The sequence below is a fragment of the Natrinema zhouii genome, from assembly GCF_013456555.2.
Classification (GTDB): domain Archaea; phylum Halobacteriota; class Halobacteria; order Halobacteriales; family Natrialbaceae; genus Natrinema; species Natrinema zhouii.
Window position 1 is genome coordinate 2,629,072 of record NZ_CP059154.1, and the last position, 16,140, is coordinate 2,645,211.

17 protein-coding genes are annotated in these 16,140 nt (G+C 66.3%); 8 read left to right on the plus strand and 9 right to left on the minus strand.

What is annotated here, in order from left to right:
• Positions 1–77: 77 nt before the first annotated feature.
• On the minus strand, positions 78–1,622 hold the full coding sequence (gene thsA / locus HYG81_RS31725) for a thermosome subunit alpha (protein ID WP_180843025.1): 1,545 nt from the start codon (positions 1,620–1,622) through the stop codon (positions 78–80).
• Positions 1,623–1,809: 187 nt separating this feature from the next.
• Here thsA and HYG81_RS31730 point away from each other — a divergent pair, with 187 nt between their 5' ends.
• The gene (locus tag HYG81_RS31730; protein ID WP_180840192.1) at positions 1,810–2,643 is read left to right on the plus strand and encodes an amidohydrolase family protein; all 834 of its coding nucleotides are present in this window, start codon (positions 1,810–1,812) and stop codon (positions 2,641–2,643) included.
• Positions 2,644–2,998: 355 nt separating this feature from the next.
• Complete coding sequence (locus HYG81_RS31735) at positions 2,999–4,360, plus strand: GntP family permease (RefSeq protein ID WP_180840193.1); 1,362 nt, start codon at positions 2,999–3,001, stop codon at positions 4,358–4,360.
• A gap of 84 nt (positions 4,361–4,444) precedes the next feature.
• Here HYG81_RS31735 and HYG81_RS31740 read toward each other — a convergent pair whose 3' ends face one another.
• Positions 4,445–5,791, minus strand: a complete 1,347-nt coding sequence (locus HYG81_RS31740; RefSeq protein WP_180840194.1) for a glycerate kinase type-2 family protein — start codon at positions 5,789–5,791, stop codon at positions 4,445–4,447.
• Positions 5,788–5,931: a hypothetical protein gene (locus HYG81_RS31745; RefSeq protein WP_180840195.1), complete on the minus strand. Its 144-nt coding sequence runs from the start codon at positions 5,929–5,931 to the stop codon at positions 5,788–5,790. The genes HYG81_RS31740 and HYG81_RS31745 overlap by 4 nt, the downstream gene beginning before the upstream one ends.
• A 249-nt stretch (positions 5,932–6,180) precedes the next feature.
• Between HYG81_RS31745 and HYG81_RS31750 the strand changes: the two genes are divergently transcribed.
• Both HYG81_RS31750 and HYG81_RS31755 read left to right on the plus strand, forming a co-directional pair.
• On the plus strand, positions 6,181–6,648 hold the full coding sequence (locus tag HYG81_RS31750) for a YciE/YciF ferroxidase family protein (protein WP_180840196.1): 468 nt from the start codon (positions 6,181–6,183) through the stop codon (positions 6,646–6,648).
• Positions 6,649–6,962: 314 nt separating this feature from the next.
• Positions 6,963–7,601, plus strand: a complete 639-nt coding sequence (locus HYG81_RS31755) for an NAD(P)-dependent oxidoreductase (RefSeq protein ID WP_180840197.1) — start codon at positions 6,963–6,965, stop codon at positions 7,599–7,601.
• A gap of 118 nt (positions 7,602–7,719) precedes the next feature.
• On the opposite strand, the gene HYG81_RS31760 is transcribed toward HYG81_RS31755, so the two are convergent.
• Both HYG81_RS31760 and HYG81_RS31765 read right to left on the minus strand, forming a co-directional pair.
• Positions 7,720–8,424 carry a hypothetical protein gene (locus HYG81_RS31760; RefSeq protein ID WP_180840198.1) on the minus strand — a complete coding sequence of 235 codons (705 nt, stop codon included), beginning with the start codon at positions 8,422–8,424 and terminating at the stop codon, positions 7,720–7,722.
• Positions 8,425–8,526: 102 nt separating this feature from the next.
• Positions 8,527–9,501, minus strand: coding sequence for a nucleotidyltransferase family protein (locus HYG81_RS31765; protein ID WP_180840199.1), 975 nt, complete (start codon positions 9,499–9,501; stop codon positions 8,527–8,529).
• Between the two features lie 125 nt (positions 9,502–9,626).
• Here HYG81_RS31765 and HYG81_RS31770 point away from each other — a divergent pair, with 125 nt between their 5' ends.
• On the plus strand, positions 9,627–9,917 hold the full coding sequence (locus HYG81_RS31770) for a transcriptional regulator (protein ID WP_180840200.1): 291 nt from the start codon (positions 9,627–9,629) through the stop codon (positions 9,915–9,917).
• A 188-nt stretch (positions 9,918–10,105) separates the two neighbouring features.
• Positions 10,106–10,486 (plus strand): DUF7344 domain-containing protein, encoded by a 381-nt coding sequence (locus HYG81_RS31775; protein WP_180840201.1) that lies wholly within the window; start codon positions 10,106–10,108, stop codon positions 10,484–10,486.
• 109 nt (positions 10,487–10,595) lie between these two features.
• Here the strand turns inward: HYG81_RS31775 and HYG81_RS31780 are convergent, their stop codons facing one another.
• Positions 10,596–11,057 (minus strand): Rieske (2Fe-2S) protein, encoded by a 462-nt coding sequence (locus HYG81_RS31780; RefSeq protein WP_180840202.1) that lies wholly within the window; start codon positions 11,055–11,057, stop codon positions 10,596–10,598.
• A gap of 95 nt (positions 11,058–11,152) precedes the next feature.
• Between HYG81_RS31780 and HYG81_RS31785 the strand changes: the two genes are divergently transcribed.
• A complete protein-coding gene (locus tag HYG81_RS31785; protein ID WP_180840203.1) occupies positions 11,153–12,262 on the plus strand; it encodes a saccharopine dehydrogenase family protein in 1,110 nt (369 codons plus the stop codon).
• Between the two features lie 135 nt (positions 12,263–12,397).
• Positions 12,398–12,793 (plus strand): hypothetical protein, encoded by a 396-nt coding sequence (locus HYG81_RS31790; RefSeq protein ID WP_180840204.1) that lies wholly within the window; start codon positions 12,398–12,400, stop codon positions 12,791–12,793.
• Between the two features lie 8 nt (positions 12,794–12,801).
• Here the strand turns inward: HYG81_RS31790 and HYG81_RS31795 are convergent, their stop codons facing one another.
• Genes HYG81_RS31795 through pabB form a run of 3 tightly spaced genes read right to left on the minus strand, consistent with a single transcriptional unit; the run spans position 12,802 to position 16,082 of the window.
• Entirely contained in the window at positions 12,802–13,686 is an 885-nt protein-coding gene (locus tag HYG81_RS31795; protein ID WP_180840205.1) for an aminotransferase class IV, read from the minus strand.
• Positions 13,679–14,455, minus strand: a complete 777-nt coding sequence (locus tag HYG81_RS31800; RefSeq protein ID WP_180840206.1) for an anthranilate synthase component II — start codon at positions 14,453–14,455, stop codon at positions 13,679–13,681. Before HYG81_RS31800 ends, HYG81_RS31795 begins: the two co-directional genes overlap by 8 nt.
• Positions 14,448–16,082 carry an aminodeoxychorismate synthase, component I gene (gene pabB / locus HYG81_RS31805; RefSeq protein WP_180840207.1) on the minus strand — a complete coding sequence of 545 codons (1,635 nt, stop codon included), beginning with the start codon at positions 16,080–16,082 and terminating at the stop codon, positions 14,448–14,450. Before pabB ends, HYG81_RS31800 begins: the two co-directional genes overlap by 8 nt.
• Between the last annotated feature and the right edge of the window lie 58 nt (positions 16,083–16,140).

Genomic DNA, 16,140 nt, shown 5'->3' on the forward strand with positions numbered 1-16,140 from the left:
GCCGATAGTTATAGCCAGCACTCGAGCAACGGCGACGCCAAAAAAGCGAACGGAAATGGCTGTCGCGAACAGCGACGTTATTCGGCGGCGATGACGTCGTCGATACGGGCGATCATCGTGGCGGCCTCGGTCGCGCTCTCGACGGCCTCGCGCTTGACGTCGGCGGGGTCGACGACGCCGTACTCGAAGGGATCGTCGATCGTGACCTCGTCGCCCTTGGTGATCAGGCCGGCCCGACCCTCGGACTCGTGGGCGGCACGAAGGTCCACGAGGACGTCGATGGGGTCGCGGCCGGTGTTGGCTGCGAGCGTTCGGGGGACGATGTCGACCGCGTCGGCGAAGGCCGTCACGGCGAGTTGCTTGCGCCCCTCGATACCGGCGGCTTCCTCGCGGATCTTGTCCGCGATCGCGATCTCGGTTGCACCGGCTCCGGGAACGACCTCGCCGGACTCCAGCGCCGTCGCGACGACGTCGAGCGCGTCACCGATGGCGCGCTCGAGTTCGTCGACGATGTGTTCGGTGCCGCCGCGGACGAAGACGGTGACCGTCTCCGCGGCCGCGCCGCCCTCGACGAACGCGAGATCGTCATCGCCGAAGGTCTGGGTGTGGATGCGGTCGGCCGAGCCGAAGTCGGCTTCCTCGAGGTCCTCGAGATCGCCGATGCGGCGTGCGCCGGTCGCGGAGGCGACCTGTCGGGCGTCGCTGTCGCCGAGGCCCTCGAAGACGAGGATGCCCTCGTTGGCGAGCGAGTTGGCGACGCGGTCGTTAACATCCTCGGTGGTGAAGACGACGTCCGCCCCGCTCTCGGCGACGGTCTGTGCGTAGCCCTCGAGTTCGCCTTCCTCGGCGTCGATGGCGGCGTTGAGCTGGTCGATCGAGTCGATGGCGTACTCCGCGTCGACGTCGCCCGTGCGGACACCGAGTTCGACATCCAGAATCGCGATCGACGCGTCCTCGACCTCGCTCGGCATCCCGTCGTGGACGGGGTCCTCGTCGACGATGATGCCGGGGACGAGTTCGGTCGCGTTCGAGGAGGCACCGACCTGCGTGTGGACGGTGATGTTGTCGCGTGCGACGCCCTCGTCGGTGTCCACGTGACGGATCGCCTCGACGACCGTCTCGGCCAGCGATTCGGCCGTGAGTCCGCCGGTTCCCTTGCCGGTCATGCTCGACTCGGCGACCTGCCGGAGGATTTCGTCGTCGACGTCGGCCTCGTTGACCTGCTCGGCGATCGCCTCGAGGGCGATCTCGCTGGCTTCGTGGTAGCCCTCGACGATCGTCGTCGCGTGGACGTCCTGCTCGATGAGGTCCTCGGCCTCGCCCAGTAGGTTGCCGGCGAGCACGGCTGCCGTCGTCGTCCCGTCACCGACTTCCTCCTCCTGGGAGTCGGCGACTTCGACGATCATCTGTGCCGCGGGGTGCTCGATGTCCATCTCGTTAAGGATGGTCGCACCGTCGTTGGTGATGACGACGTCCCCGCCGGAGTCGACGAGCATCTTGTCCATGCCGCGGGGTCCGAGCGTCGTGCGTACCGACTCGGCCACGGCCTTGCCGGCCATGATGTTGGACGACTGGGCGTCCCGACCCTGCGTTCGCTGACTATCCTCGCTCATAATGAACATGGGCTGCCCACCCATGCGTCGCTGTTGTGCCATCGTTGATCCTCACTAACCATGTCGTCAGCACTTCTATATAATTCTTTCCCTCCTACCGCCGCTCCGTCTGGCGATTGCGCGTGTGAACCGTCGACAGGCCAGTAGCGCCGAGAGCCGGTAGGGAAATATGGGTCGCCTCGGAACACTTGCCTGAATGCTGGAGTTGGAACACGGGTTCCGCGTCGTCGACGTCGCGACGCGGCTGCCGCCGGCCGACGGTAGCGGGGATTCCCGAAGCCGAACGATCACGGCGGATCGGCTCGAGCGGGAGATGCACCAGGCGGGGATCACCGGCGCGGTCGTCTTCCCGCCGTCGCGGCCCGGGACGAGCTACGTCGCACCGAACAACGGCGTCGCCAGACGCAGCGTCGACCGGCCGTTCGTCGCCTTTGCCCGGATCAACGGCACCCAGACGCCGGGCCGGAACGCGACCGGACGGCTCCGCAACGCCGTGAGCCGTCGCGAAGATCGTCACACGTCCCCGAGTGACATCGAGAAGTACGCGTATGACGACCGCTTTCACGGGTTCGTTCTCGACCCCACAGTCGACGACTACCCCGACGACGATGTCCTCGCGGCGCTCGAGGACGTCGACCTCCCGGTGATCGTCCGCGGCGGCGTCGACGCACCCCCCGAAACGCTCGCAGAGACCCTCCTCGAGCGCTCGTTTCCCGTCGTCGTCGGCCGCTTCGGCGGTCACCCCCTGAACCGCTCGCTGATGAGCGAGATGATCGACCTGCTCGACGAGTACGACGACTGCTACCTCGAGACGAGTTTCGTCCGGTATCGCGAGCAACTCGAGCGCGCGCTCCTCGAGCACCCCGACCGGGTGTTCTTCGGCAGCGGCGCGCCGGCCTGTCACCCCAACGTCGCGGTCATGGAGATTCTCACCCTCGACGTCTCGGAGGATTTGCTGCGGCGCACGTTCTCGAAGAACGCCTGTCGCGTGATCGACGCGCTCACGGTGGATTCGACGCCCTGGAACTGACTGCGACGCGCTGGTACTGCTCTGTAATCGGATCCGTCTCGACTCGTCGGTTCGCGAACCGATAGCCGAGTTTCCGCTACGGACGGCTCGCTACGAATGACTCTCCGTGATCGCGTCGCGGAGCCGGCGATCGGAACGGTGGTCTGAGCGGAGCCACAGTTGCGGCCGATACCTGTCGCCGTCGAACGACGGGGGATACCCGACCTATATCGGTCAGCAATATGCGTGGTTATTTAGTATACACTTCTGTCCAGGCCCTCAAACCGCTGTATCCACCGCTAAAGTCTATTTTCAATATCACTACTGGCTGATGGATCGATACTTTCATCATATTTCATGAGCGGGAACCGACTGCATGCTCGAAGGATTCCCACTGGTACTGTTGCTCGCCGCGGCGGTGGCCTTTATCATTCTCGCCACGGCGAAGTTAGATCTGCACGCGTTTCTCGCGCTCCTCATCGCTGCCTACCTGACCGGCCTCGCCGCGGGGCTGGACCCGGCCGAGGTCGCCTCGCTGGTGACCGACGGCTTCGGCGGCATCCTCGGCTACATCGGGATCGTCATCATCGCCGGGACGATCATCGGCACCTGCCTTGAGCGCTCTGGTGCGGCGATCGTCATTGCGGAGACGATCCTCGATTACGTCGGCGAGGAGTACACGACGCAAGTGATGGCGATCACGGGGAGTTTCGTGAGCATCCCGGTGTTCTGTGACTCCGGGTTCGTCATCCTCTCTGGACTGAACCGATCGCTCGCGGAACGCTCCGGGCTCTCGCTGTCGACGCTCGGCGTGGCGCTCGCGGGCGGTCTCTATGTCACGCACGTCTTCGTTCCGCCGACGCCCGGCCCGATCGCCGCGGCGGGGATCATCGACGCGGATATCGGCCTCGTCATGCTCGCCGGGATCATCGTCAGCGCGCCGATCGTCCTCATCGCCGCGACGTGGGCCGACAGAGTCGCCTCAAACTATCACATCGATCCCGACCCGGAGATGACGATCGAGGAAATCAAAGCCGAGTACGGGACGATGCCCTCGCGCGCGGCGTCGTTCGCGCCGCTGCTCGTCCCGATCGCACTCATCGCGATCGGCTCGATCGCCGCCTATCCCGAAGCCGAGAATCCCGAACTCATCACCGGGACACTTCAGCGCTGGCTCCTGTTCGTCGGTGACCCCGCCGTCGCGCTGCTGATCGGCGCGTTCATCGCCTTCGCCATCGTACCCGATTTCGACAGCAGCGTCACGGACGACTGGGTCTCCGACGGGATCACGAACGCCGCCGTCATCCTCGCCGTGACCGGTGCCGGCGGCGCGTTCGGCGAAGTCCTCTCCGCGCTGCCCCTCGAGAACTTCATCACCGACACGCTCGGCGGCCTCGGTATCGGGCTGTTCGCCGCGTTCGTCGTCGCTGCAGCGATGAAGACGGCGCTCGGCTCCTCGACGGTCGCGATCCTGACCACGGCCAGCCTCGTCGCGCCGCTGCTCGGCTCGCTCGGTCTCGACACCGAGATCGGGCAGGTGTTCACCGTCCTCGCGATCGGTGCCGGCAGTATGACCGTCAGCCACGCGAACGACTCCTATTTCTGGATCATCACGGAGTTCTCCGACATGGAGACGGCGACGGCCTACCAGGCCTGGACGCTCGCGACGCTGGTGCTGGGCGTCTCGAGTATCCTCTGGATCGTCGTCCTCCGAAACGTCGCGGGACTGGTCTTCTAGTCTAGAATAGTCTCATATCTGTCGTCGACCAACGGGGAACCGGATCCGCTATCGGTTCTCCGTCAAATTGGGATGGATACGACACTACCGAACGACCAGCACTCGCAGATCGTTCAGATTCGTCCCTGTCGGTCCCGTGAGAATCAACCCGTTCCGGGACTCGAGATACGGATACACGTCGTTTTCAGCGAGGGCCTCACGCGCTGCAGCAGTGTCCTCGACGGTCGTCCCGTCGACTACTGCGCCGGCCGCGTCGGTCGCGCCGTCGATCCCGTCGGTGTCGACCGCGGCGATCGTGATCCCCCCCTCGTTTTCGTTCTCGCCTCCGCCGTCTTCGAGCGCGAGTGCAGCGCTCGTCGCGAACTCCTGATTCGGCCCGCCGGCCCCGTCGCCCCGGACCGTCACCGTCGTCTCGCCGCCGGAGAGGAGCACGGCCGGCGTCGAGACCGGGGTGCCCGTGGCCCGCGCTTCCTCCGCGATCGCGACGTGGGTCGTCGCCGCGTCGCGGGCTTCGCCGCGAACGCGTGAGGAGAGGACGAGCGGCTCGTAGCCGCGCTCCGCTGCGGCGTCGCGGGCCGCCTCGAGCACCGTCATTCCGTCGGCGACGATGTGATTCGAGACGGAGTCGAACACGGGATCGTCGGATCCCGGCGTTTCAGCGATTTCGCCGGTTGTGCCGCGCTCGAGGTGGTCCGTGACGGCGTCGGGCGCGTCGATGCCGTAACGCTCGAGCACTCTGAGCGCGTCGTCGAACGTCGACTCGTCGGGCGCGACGGGGCCGCTCGCGATCACGCTCAGGTCGTTCCCAACGACGTCGCTCAGGATCAGCGAGGCGACCGTCGCGGGCGCGGCGCGGCGAGCCAGTCGGCCGCCCTTCAGCGCCGAGAGGTGCTTGCGGACCGCGTTGATCTCGTGGATGTCGGCCCCGCTCGCGAGCAGGGCGTCGGTCGTCGTCTGGAGGGCTTCGAGTGAGACGTCTCCGGCGGGCGCGGGCATAAGCGCGCTGCCGCCGCCGGTGATCGCCGCCAGTACGAGCGTCCCGTCGGTCGCCGCGTCGGCCGCCTCGAGCACGTCCCGCGTCCCGTCGACGCCGCGCTCGCTCGGGACGGGATGGTCGCCCTCGCGAACCGTGACGCGCTCCGTCTCCACCGGATCGTCGGTGACGACTACACCGCCGTCGATCAGCTCGCCCAGAATCGTCTCGAGCGCGACGGCGACGTGTGCCGCGGCGTTGCCGCCGCCGAGGACGACGATCTCGTCGTACTCGCTGAGGTCGTAGGTCGCGTCCGCGATACGGAGGATCTCTCCCTCGAGCGCGACGGCGTCGCGGACGACCGTTCGCGGGTGGCCGGCCTCGATTCCGGCCTCGAGACAGGCGAGGGCGACCTCGCGGGCCTCGGTCGACGCGAGGCGATCCCGGTCGGAGATCACGCTCCATCACCCGCGGCCGCCCCCGCGGATCGGTCCGTCTCGGTGCCGGTCGCGGTCGGCGGTGTCGTGGTCGCCGTCGAAGTGATCGTCACCGACGGCTTCGAATCCGCAATGTGAGAGTCGAGTCCCGTGTGGCTCATAGGCGAGCGATCGTTCGGAAAACGGTAAAACTAGGGGATTCGGACCGCAATGTGTGCCGTCTCGTCGCACCGGTGGACTACCTGATCGAGGGACCACCTGAACAGATTCACCCGCTGATCGACCACCGAGCCCGATCGGGTGTGCGATGGCGGTCAGTGCGAGCGGCGGACGCGTCGAGTAACCGGCACCCGGGGGACGTTTCGAATGACGGGCGAACCGCTTTGAATGTCCCCGCTGTCGGTCCATCCATGATCGAAAGTGATCGAGACCTGTTCGTCCGCGAACTGCGCGAGCTCTACCACATCGAACGCGAACTCGAGGACCTCCAGTCGGGACTCGCCGAGGCCGCGACCGACGAGGACCTCGAGGACTTTTTCATGGCCCACAGCGAGACGACGACGGAGCAACTGGGACGGCTCGAGCCAATCTTCGACGCGATCGAGGCCGAACCCGCACCGGTCGAGAACCCGGCGCTCGAGGGGTTACGGACCGACCGCGAGGGGATCGTCGACGACCTGAACGATCCGGTGTTAGGCGATCTCGTCGAGACGGAACTGGGCCGGGGGATCGAACGCCTCGAGATCACGAAACTCGAGACGCTGCTAGCGCTCGCCGATCGGATGGAACTGCCGGACGAGATCACCGATCCCCTCGAGCGAACGAAGCAGGAGGCCGAGAACGGCCTTGAGCAGGCACAGGAGCTCACGGCGGTCTAAGGAGTCAGTGGACTGTTTCTACGGAGTCGTTTCAGCGACGATCCGGTGACGCAGTCGGAGAGAAATATGCAGAAGGGACACAAATCACAGCCATTCGCCGCCGAGAGCCGACTTCTTCGAGCGTCTCGAGCACGGGGCACCCGGCATATTTCGGTTCGAGATCCGCGTCCGATGCCATTGCTGTGACCTGGTCGGACCTGTGTTCGCTAAGGCATATGACGGTCACGAGCCAAGACCACGTGTGAAACTGTAATCGTTGGTGCGGATGCTCGTCACGCATTGTCAGATAACCATCAACAATCCAACTCACCACAATGAACGTACTACTACTCGGTGCAAGCGGCCGAATCGGCCGGCGAATTACGAACGAACTTCTCGAACGCGGCCACGACGTGACCGGCGTCTCCCGAAGCGGCGACATCGACGGAATCGACGATTCCGACTTTGAGGCGGTCGCCGGCGACGCGACTGACTCCGACGAGATCGCCGACCTCGCGGCGGGCCACGACGCGGTCGCGTCTGCACTCGGTCCGAGCGAAGACGAGGATGACGACGTGCTCGTGGCGATGGCGGAAGCGGTCGTCGAGGGAATGCGGGAGGCGGGCGTCGACCGTCTGGTCTGGACGGGCGGGGCTGGCGGGCTGAAGGTCGGCCCCGACACGCGACTCATCGAAACCGAGGACTTTCCCGAGGAGTGGAAGCCGGTAGCTCGCGCCGCTATCGATGCCTTCGGCGTGTTTCAAGACGCCGACGACCTCGAGTGGTCGTACGTCGCGCCCGCCGCGCTCATCGAACCCGGCGAACGAACCGGCGAGTACCGAACCGCCGACGGTGAACTCGTCGCCGACGAGGATGGTGACAGCTACATCTCGATGGAAGACTTCGCGGTCGCGTTCGTCGACGAACTCGAATCCGCCGACGCCGTCCACACGTACCTCGGAACCGGCTACTGAGCTGCGCGAACCGACTCCCAGTCGCAGCCTCTCGAACGGTATTTCTCCCGTCCGAAGCGATTCGGTGGATCCTCCCGCGAGCGGTCGAGAACCGTTCGCTGATGCGGCAACCAGTCCGCTAGTCGCGGGCGACCTCGAGCGCCGTCTCCCGACCCGCCGACTCGGTGGCCGTCCACCACGCGATCCGGTCGAGTTCGAGGGACCGGTAGTCGGCGACGAACGCGAGCCACTCGCAGGAGGCGATCGTCCGCCTGTTCGTCGACGTGTCGATCGGCGACGCCTCGAGGTCGTCGTCGACGGCCGAGAGCAGCCGCTCGACCGTCGGATCCGGTCTGGGCGTGTCGACGCCGGCGAGCTGGCGCAGGTACTGAAACGTCGCGAGACCGACGCCCGAAATCGATCCGACCGGGTCCTCGTCGTAGCGGTAGTGGTCGGCCGCCGCGGCCCAGCCGACGAGCGCCGCGAAATCACCATCTTTCGGCCGGTCCGCGAGGACGCGGGCCATCTTGAGGAGGACCTCGCGCTTGCGCTGGGCACCGAGCGCCGCCACGAGGGCCTCGTCCTCGCGGTCGAGCTCGGCCAGCGTCGAAAACGAGTCGACCCGGCCGGTCGCGACGAACGCGTCGCGAAATCGCTCGACAGTCGGCTTGATCCCGTCGACGAAGCCCTGCCCGGTCGACGCGGCCGCGGCCTCGGCGACGAGTAACAACGGGTCGTCACCGGTCCAGCGCCGATACTCGAGGAACTCACGGGCGAGTTCCTCGTGGGGCACGCCGTCGGCGTATCGCTCGAGGGCCGTCCGGACCGCCTGGTCGGGACACATGCGTCTCACCACACATATCATACGGGGGACTGATAGCTGTATCGCCGATATCGCGGTTCCAGTCGGGCACTGCTCGGTGCTACTGCTCCGGGCCGGCTCCGTCTACTGGTCCGTGCCGTTCGTGATCGTCGTATGCGCACCGATGAGCGCCCCGGCGAGGTCGAGCTCCTCAAGGTGGGTCCCCTGATCGATGATCGAGCGGCGGATGTCGCCGTTTCGAACCGTCGCGTCCGGGAAGATGACCGTGTGCTCGAGGGCCGTTCCCTCGAGCGTCACGTCGCCCATGACGTGGACGTTCTCGCCGATCGTCGTGTCCTCGAGGGTCACCGAGTCGGCGACGAGCGACTCGCCGTCGAGGTGCCAGGCGACGGCGTCGAGATAGCTCTCGGGGGTGCCGATATCGAACCACGCGCCCTCAAAGGTGTAGGCGTAGGTATCCTCGCGATTCTGGAGCCACTGGACGAACCAGCCCGGCTCGTCGGGGTTGTTACCGTCCTCGAGGTAGGTCGAGAGCAGGCCGAGCGACTCCCGGGGAAACGCGTAGCAAGCGATCGAGACGAGCGTGCTCTTGGGGTCGTCGGGTTTCTCCTGAAAGTCGACGACGCGGTCGCCCTCGAGCTCGACCAGGCCGTAGGATTTGGCCTTCTCGCGGGAGCCGACGTCGTAGGTGGCGAGCGTCGGGGCGTCGTGGCTCTCGAAGTAATCGAGAAAGTCCGACACCGCGAAGCTCATCAGGTTGTCACCGGCGATGATCAGGAGGTCGTCATCGACGTTCTCCCGGTCGACCAGCTGTGCGAGCGCACCGACGACGCCGAACTTGTCGTCTTCCTCGGTCGTCTCCTCGATCGAGAGCCGGGGCTTGTCGAACTCGCTGTCAGCGAGGTGAGCCTCGAAGTCGGGGGCGAAACGCTCGTTCGTGCTGACGTAGACCTCGTCGATCCGGTCGTCAGCCTCGAGCTCCGCGAAGATGCGATCGATGACGGTCGACCCGCCGATCGGGAGGAACATCTTGGGCCGATGTTTGGTAATCGGCCACATTCGCGTCGCATACCCGCCTGCAAGGACGACGGCCTTCATAGAGCGATGTTCACCAGCGGGGTGTAAGTCACTTACCCTTTCGGGGATTGCGGCCTCCAAATCGGCCGGTCCGTCGGCGGCTGTCGCCCGACAGTATAAAAGCGAGAGCCTCCTTCTGCCAACGTATGCGCGAGGCCGACGAAACGACGCGACAGAAACTCGCCGACGCGCTCCGCGAAGAGCCGGCGACGCCGAGCGAGCTGGCCACCCGACTCGATCTGACGCCGCACGCGGTGGTCCGCCACGTCGAACACGTCTCCAAGTCGGTCGACGGAACGGACGAGCAGTTGCTCGTCGCACCGCCGACGTGTCGAGACTGCGGGTTCGACGACTACGACGACCTACTGAACCTTCCCTCGCGGTGCCCCGACTGCAAGAGCGAGTCCGTCGACGAGCCGACCTTCACGATTGAATGAGTCCACCCGATTGTCGTCAACACCCGACTGTCTATCCGCCGTGACAATAGTCAGCCGGATTCGATACTAATATTTACGGGGCAGGCGAGAACCCGATACGAGCCCTCGAGCCAACGGCAGCGTCACGGGCCGATGAAGCGGCTATCGGCCGGCTCTCGTCACGTTCGCTCGAGGACAACGGATCACACATGACTTCCAACCCCCACTCGGAGCGTAATCGCGTCGAGTTCGTGCGGGCGGCACTCGACTGGCTCGACACGGACGACGAGCCCGATGCGTCGGCCGAAACGCTCGACGACGTGTTTGCACTCCTCGCCGATCAGCGCCGGCGACTCCTCCTGTCAGTCATGCACACGTACAGCGAGGAACTGACGCTGCCGGACGCGGCCGAGGAGGTCGCGATCCGCGAAACGGGACACAAGGTGGCGGACATTTCGCCGGAACGGGTTCAGGAAGTCTACCTCTCCCTCTACCACGACCACCTCCCGCGGCTGGTCGATGCCGGCCTGCTCGAGTACGATCAGGAACGGGATCTCGTCACCCCGGACGGCGTCTATCGGGGCCAGTAACGGTCGCCCGATCGGGGACGCTGACAGTCAGCGCGCAGCCGATCACGCGACGGTGTTTCGATCGAACGAGGCCTGTACGATCAGTCTGTGACCCCTTTCAGTTGGGTCTCTAGAACTCGACGTTCGAACTCGAGGCGCGATCGAGATCGTCGCTCTCGATCGGTCCGGGACCGACGAACTCGTAGTCGGCATCGGTCAGGAAGACGTCGCCCTCGCTGACGGTCACTGCGAGGTCGGTGAGATAGGCACCCTCGCAGGGACCGAAGGTACAGTGGCCGGAGTCGGCCTCGAAGTACGCGCCGTGGTTCGCACAGATGAGTTCGCCGTCTCGCATCGGTGCGCCCGAGCCCTTGTCCAGTTTGATATGGGTGAAGTGCTGGCAGTAGTTCAGCCAGCAGGCAACTGGCTCGTCGTCCGCTGCGTCCCCGCCGCGTTCCTCGCCGTCCGTCTCTGCGACCCCGTTCGTAACGAGAATTGCTTCTCGTTCCTGGCCCGACTCGTCGGTCACGCGAAAGCAAAAGGTCGAGTCGTCGGGCACGTTCGACAGCGCCGTGATCCGTCCTGCGTCCATTACGCACCCGTTACCGGTCGGTGGTCCTGAACGTTGCGACACCAGCCAAGCCCTGTCTGACTGAGATTTAAACCTCTCTCCGTCCAACGCCGCCTATGGACTCCCTTCTCATCTACGGCTCCTACGGCTATACCGGCCGGCTGATCGCACGCGAGGCCGTCGCTCGAGGCGGCTCGCCCGCTGTTGCCGGTCGCGACGGCCGCGCGATCGCCGAGCAAGCTGACCAACTCGGCGTCGAAGGTCGGACGTTCGACCTCGAGTCCGACGACCTCGCGTCCCGGCTCTCGACGTTCGACGCCGTCCTGAACTGCGCGGGGCCGTTCGTCGACACCGCCAAGGCGCTGGTCACCGCCTGCCTCGAGACGAACACGGACTATCTGGATATCACGGGGGAGTTCTCGGTGTTCGAGGGGCTCCGCCAGCGCGACGCCGCGGCTCGCGAGGCGGGCTCTACCCTCCTGCCCGGCGTCGGGTTCGACGTCGTCCCGTCGGACTGTCTGGCCGCCTTTCTCGCGGAGCGACTCCCCGAGGCCGACGAGTTGCGACTCGGGATCAAGAGCGGCGGCGGGCTCTCGCGGGGCACCGCCAAAACGCTCGTCGAGCACCTCGGCAGCGGCGGCGTCGTGCGCCGGAACGGACGACTCATTCGGGTACCGACCGCCTTCCGAACCCGCGAGATCGACTTCGGCGACGGGCCCGAACACGCCGTCACGATCCCGTGGGGCGATGTCGTCACCGCGGCCCACACCACCGGCATCGGGTCGATCGAGGTCTACACCGCCGCGCCGTCGTGGGCGACGAGGGGACTGTCGGCTATCGATTCGATGGGGTGGCTCCTCGAGCGCCGGCCCGTCGAAGGACTGCTGAAGCGACTGATCGACGCCCGTCTCGACGGTCCGGACGAACGGCAGTTGGCGACCGGCAGCGCCGTCGTCTGGGGGGAGGTCACCGACACTGCCACGGGCCGACGAGTCCGCGCTCGCCTGCGAACGCCGAATCCCTACGCGCTGACAGCCGAGTCAGCGGTAACGGCCGCCGAACGGGTCCTCGAGGGCCGGAATCGAACCCCTGAGGGCTTCCAGACGCCGGCGTCGGCCTTCGGGAGCGAGTTCGCCCTCGAGCTTTCGGGAACGGAGCGCGAACTGATCGACGCATCGGCCACATCGGATGAGTCGGATAGAACGGCCGTCGAACCCGAGCGCTGACGGGAACGGCTGCGATCGGGAGTCGCCCATCTGTCGTGTTTCCACCAGACGGCCACGGCGTCGATCCCCAACGAGGCGAAACTGTTGCATAAGTGAGTGTATTTTTATGCTCCCGGCTCGAGTCAGTAGCTATCAATGACCGCTGATCGGCCGACCCTCCGCGAGCGGTACGCGGACGATTTGCGCTCCGGGTCCCTGCCAGTCCTGCTCACTGCAGTTCCGATTGCGATGGTGGTCGCGCTCGGGAGCGCGTGGTACTGGGACGAGTTCGCCGGCGGATTTCTCCTGTTGATGACGATCGGTGGACTCGTTCCCTACGCACACGAAAATCATTGGCCGCAGGATGGGCCGTGGACGCGGGACGTGTTGTGGACCATCGCCGCATCGGCCGTCGCCAGCGGGCTGTTCGCCGGAAGCTACCTGCTCGCCGGTGTCCCACTCTCTGATCCGACCTACCGTGCGGTGGTCGCGTTCGGGGTGACGGTCCTCGGCGGCGGGACAGTAGTGGGGTCGCTTCGACGGAGACGGTGATCGCGGCTTCAGGGCCGATCCGACTGATAACACGACTCCTCGACGCACTCGTCGTACGAGCGCGAGAGTCGAACCGTAATCGGACCACCGCCGATCTCGTGGCCATCTAGCGTCGCGATCGGCCGCAGTTCCCAGGTCCGGTTCGTGAGAAACGCCTCGTCGGCCTCGAGCACGTCGGGCAGCTCGTACTGTCCCTCGTGGACTGACAGCCCGTCGTTTCGAGCAATTTCGAGGACGATCTCTCGAGTGATTCCCGGCAGGACGGGACCGTCGGTCGTCGGCGTGAAAAGCTCCCCGTCGCGGACGAACCACAGGTTGCTCGTCGCCCCCTCGGACACGTGGCCCTCGAGGTCGCACATGAGCGCCTCGTCGGCCCCGCCCTCGAGTTCCGCACGTGCGAGAACCCCGTTGAGATAGTTGTGGGTCTTCGCCGCTGCCGGAATCGCTTCGTCGGGGACGCGCCGCGTCTCGGCCGTCTGAACCGTCGCCGGGCCGTCCCAGACGGGTTCGCTCTCGAGCCCGCCGCGGGGAAGCGGTTTCGCGTAGATCACGACCGTCGGATCGACGTCGGGGTGGGGCGTGAGTTTCCCCGGCTGGACGCCGCGGGTGATCGAGAGGCGGACGTAGGCGTCCGCGAGGTCGTTCGCCGCCAGCGTCTCGTCGATTCGGGATCGGAGGTCGGCGGCCGACAGCCCGTGCTCGAGCGAGAGGGCCTCGCAGGTTCGCTCGAGGCGCTCGAGGTGGTCGTCCCACGCGAAGATTGACCCACCGTAGGCCCGCAGCGTCTCGAAGGCGGCGTCGCCGTAGCGAAAGCCCCGATCGTCGACGCTGACGGTCGCCTCACCGGCGGGGACGAGATCGCTGTCGACGTGATAGTAGCGGTCGTCACTCATCCGCGGCCTCCGCGTTCGGTTCGACCGTCGCGGCGAACCGACAAAAGTTCGCGATCATTCGTTTGCCGAGCGCGAGGGAGATGTCGGTTCCGTTCCCGTCGGTCCCGTTCCCGTCGTTTCCACTCCGCTCGTCTCCGTGTCCGTCGCTGTCCGATTCAGTCGCCGCCTCCGACTGCGCTCGCGTCAGAATGCTTTCGGGGTGAAACTGCACGCCGAGATGCGGCCGCTCGCGGTGACGGACCGCCATCAAAACGCCGCGCTCGTCCGTCGTGCGAGCGGTCTCCTCGAGCGAGGCCGGCAGATCCGCGCGGTCGACCGCCAGCGAGTGGTAGCGACCGACCTGGAACGTCGCCGGGAGTCCCTCGAAGAGCCCCTCTCCCTCGTGAGTGATCGCCGACGGCTTTCCGTGGACGATGTCGGGAGCGTGGACCACCGGCGCGCCGTTCGCCGCACACAGCGCCTGGTGGCCGAGACAGACGCCCAGGATCGGATACTCGGTTTCGGCGAACAGCGGAATCGAGACGCCGGCTTTCTGGGGTGTTCCCGGCCCCGGCGAAACGACGATGCCGGTCGGCTCGAGGTCGCGAACGCCCGCGAGGTCGATCGCGTCGTTGCGCCGGACGATCACCTCGTCCGCGATCTCGCCGACGTCCTGCGGCGACGTCGCAGGGCCTGCCGAAGCGATCGCTTCGGCAACGTACTGGACGAGATTGTACGCGAACGAATCGTAGTTGTCGATAACCAGGATCCGAGTATGGGGCTCAGTCATTCGCTCCACCTCCGTCGGCCTGCTCCGAGTTCGCTTGGTCGTCCGCCTCGAGCCCCAATTCGGCCCGCTCGCCGAGCGCGTCGTCGACCGCCGTGATGAGCGCGCGGGCCTTGTCGAGGGTCTCGTCGTACTCGCGGTCAGGATCGGAGTCGTGGACGATCCCCGCGCCGACCCGCAGGTGGTACTCGTCGGCGTGGCGGACCAGCGTCCGGATGACGATATTGAGGGTGGCCCGCCCGTCGAAGCCGAAGAGCCCGACGCTACCCGTGTAGGGCCCGCGCCGGGTCGCCTCGAGTTCGTCGATGATCGCCATCGTCCGCGGTTTGGGCGCGCCGGTGATCGTCCCGCCGGGGAAGGTCGCCGCGATGGCGTCGGCGAGCGTTTCGTCCGGTCGAAGCCGTCCCGTGACGTTCGAGACGAGGTGCATCACCTCGGCGTAGCGGTCGATCCGACGATACTCCTCGACCGCGACGGAGCCGTACTCGCAGACCTTCCCGAGATCGTTGCGCTCGAGGTCGACCAGCATGGCGTGTTCTGCGCGTTCCTTCTCGTCGCTGAGCAGGTCGTCCTCGAGCGCGGCGTCCGCCTCGGCCGTCTCGCCGCGCGGTCGGGTCCCCGCAATGGGCTCCGTCCGAACGAATTCCCCCTCGCGCTCGAGCAGGAGTTCAGGACTCGCGCTCACCAGCTCCGCCGCCCGGAACTCGAGCAGACAGGAGTAGGGTGCCGGATTGACCCGACGCAGCGCGTCGTAGGCCGCGACGGGGTGAACCGCGGCCGGTGCGACCAGCCGCTGAGAGACGTTGGCCTGAAAGGTGTCGCCCTCGCGGACGTACTCCTTGACCCGCCGCACGCGATCAGCGAACGCCTCTCGGCCGCAGTCGCTCTCGAAGGTCGCTTCCGGGCTCGAGACGGGCGACTCACCGATCTCGGGATTGCCATCCCCGACGGCCTCGGCGAGCTCGAGCGCCCGGTCACAACCGCGCTCGTAGGCCGCCTCGAGGGCTGCATCGGTCGGTTGCTCGTCGCTCTCGGGATCGAAATCGGAGTCAGTGTCTGGATCGCCGATCCGCGGACAGGCCGTGATCCGCAGCGTCACCTCGCCGTCGGTGGGCTCCTCCCAGGCTGCGAGTCGGTCGTATATCGCGACCTCGAGACGGGGCAGCCCCCGATCGTCGACGGCCGAGTCGGGCAGGCTCTCGAGTTCGCGGGCCACGTCGTAGGAGAGCCAGCCGACGGCCCCGCAGGGAAAGGGCACGTCGCAGTCCCCGCGTGCGAGCCGGTCGCCCGCGAGCATCCCCTCGAGTGCGGCGAGCGTCGGCGACCGGTCCGAGTCGCGGCTTCGCGTCACGGCGTCGGGGCCGACGGTCAGGCGATCGACGGGATCGACGCCGAAGTAGCCCCAGCCGGGCTGGCCGCCGGTCGTCTCGAGGAAGGCGGAGCCGTCCCCGTCGCGTGCCCGGCGGTAGGCGAGAAACGGATCGCTGACGGAGATGCGAGCTTCGACGGGAATACGACATCCGGGAGGCGTCGGTGACGCGGCGTGGTTCGCGTCCGACTCACCGCGGTCGCGGTTGCGAGCGGCGGCGCGAAACGAATCGAGCGTCGTCACGACGCGCGGATCGCTCATATCCCTCGAGAGGAGGACTACGGGTAATCCTCTTGCGGTTTCGGGGTCACGAGAACCG

Excerpts from the sequence above, each read along its gene's own strand:
- thsA (WP_180843025.1), bottom strand. The coding sequence starts at position 1,622 with ATGTTCATTATGAGCGAGGATAGTCAGCGAACGCAGGGTCGGGACGCC.
- HYG81_RS31730 (WP_180840192.1), top strand. The coding sequence starts at position 1,810 with ATGCTGGAGTTGGAACACGGGTTCCGCGTCGTCGACGTCGCGACGCGG.
- HYG81_RS31735 (WP_180840193.1), top strand. The coding sequence starts at position 2,999 with ATGCTCGAAGGATTCCCACTGGTACTGTTGCTCGCCGCGGCGGTGGCC.
- HYG81_RS31745 (WP_180840195.1), bottom strand. The coding sequence starts at position 5,931 with ATGAGCCACACGGGACTCGACTCTCACATTGCGGATTCGAAGCCGTCG.
- HYG81_RS31750 (WP_180840196.1), top strand. The coding sequence starts at position 6,181 with ATGATCGAAAGTGATCGAGACCTGTTCGTCCGCGAACTGCGCGAGCTC.
- HYG81_RS31755 (WP_180840197.1), top strand. The coding sequence starts at position 6,963 with ATGAACGTACTACTACTCGGTGCAAGCGGCCGAATCGGCCGGCGAATT.
- HYG81_RS31760 (WP_180840198.1), bottom strand. The coding sequence starts at position 8,424 with ATGTGTCCCGACCAGGCGGTCCGGACGGCCCTCGAGCGATACGCCGAC.
- HYG81_RS31765 (WP_180840199.1), bottom strand. The coding sequence starts at position 9,501 with ATGAAGGCCGTCGTCCTTGCAGGCGGGTATGCGACGCGAATGTGGCCG.
- HYG81_RS31770 (WP_180840200.1), top strand. The coding sequence starts at position 9,627 with ATGCGCGAGGCCGACGAAACGACGCGACAGAAACTCGCCGACGCGCTC.
- HYG81_RS31775 (WP_180840201.1), top strand. The coding sequence starts at position 10,106 with ATGACTTCCAACCCCCACTCGGAGCGTAATCGCGTCGAGTTCGTGCGG.
- HYG81_RS31780 (WP_180840202.1), bottom strand. The coding sequence starts at position 11,057 with ATGGACGCAGGACGGATCACGGCGCTGTCGAACGTGCCCGACGACTCG.
- HYG81_RS31785 (WP_180840203.1), top strand. The coding sequence starts at position 11,153 with ATGGACTCCCTTCTCATCTACGGCTCCTACGGCTATACCGGCCGGCTG.
- HYG81_RS31790 (WP_180840204.1), top strand. The coding sequence starts at position 12,398 with ATGACCGCTGATCGGCCGACCCTCCGCGAGCGGTACGCGGACGATTTG.
- HYG81_RS31795 (WP_180840205.1), bottom strand. The coding sequence starts at position 13,686 with ATGAGTGACGACCGCTACTATCACGTCGACAGCGATCTCGTCCCCGCC.
- HYG81_RS31800 (WP_180840206.1), bottom strand. The coding sequence starts at position 14,455 with ATGACTGAGCCCCATACTCGGATCCTGGTTATCGACAACTACGATTCG.
- pabB (WP_180840207.1), bottom strand. The coding sequence starts at position 16,082 with ATGAGCGATCCGCGCGTCGTGACGACGCTCGATTCGTTTCGCGCCGCC.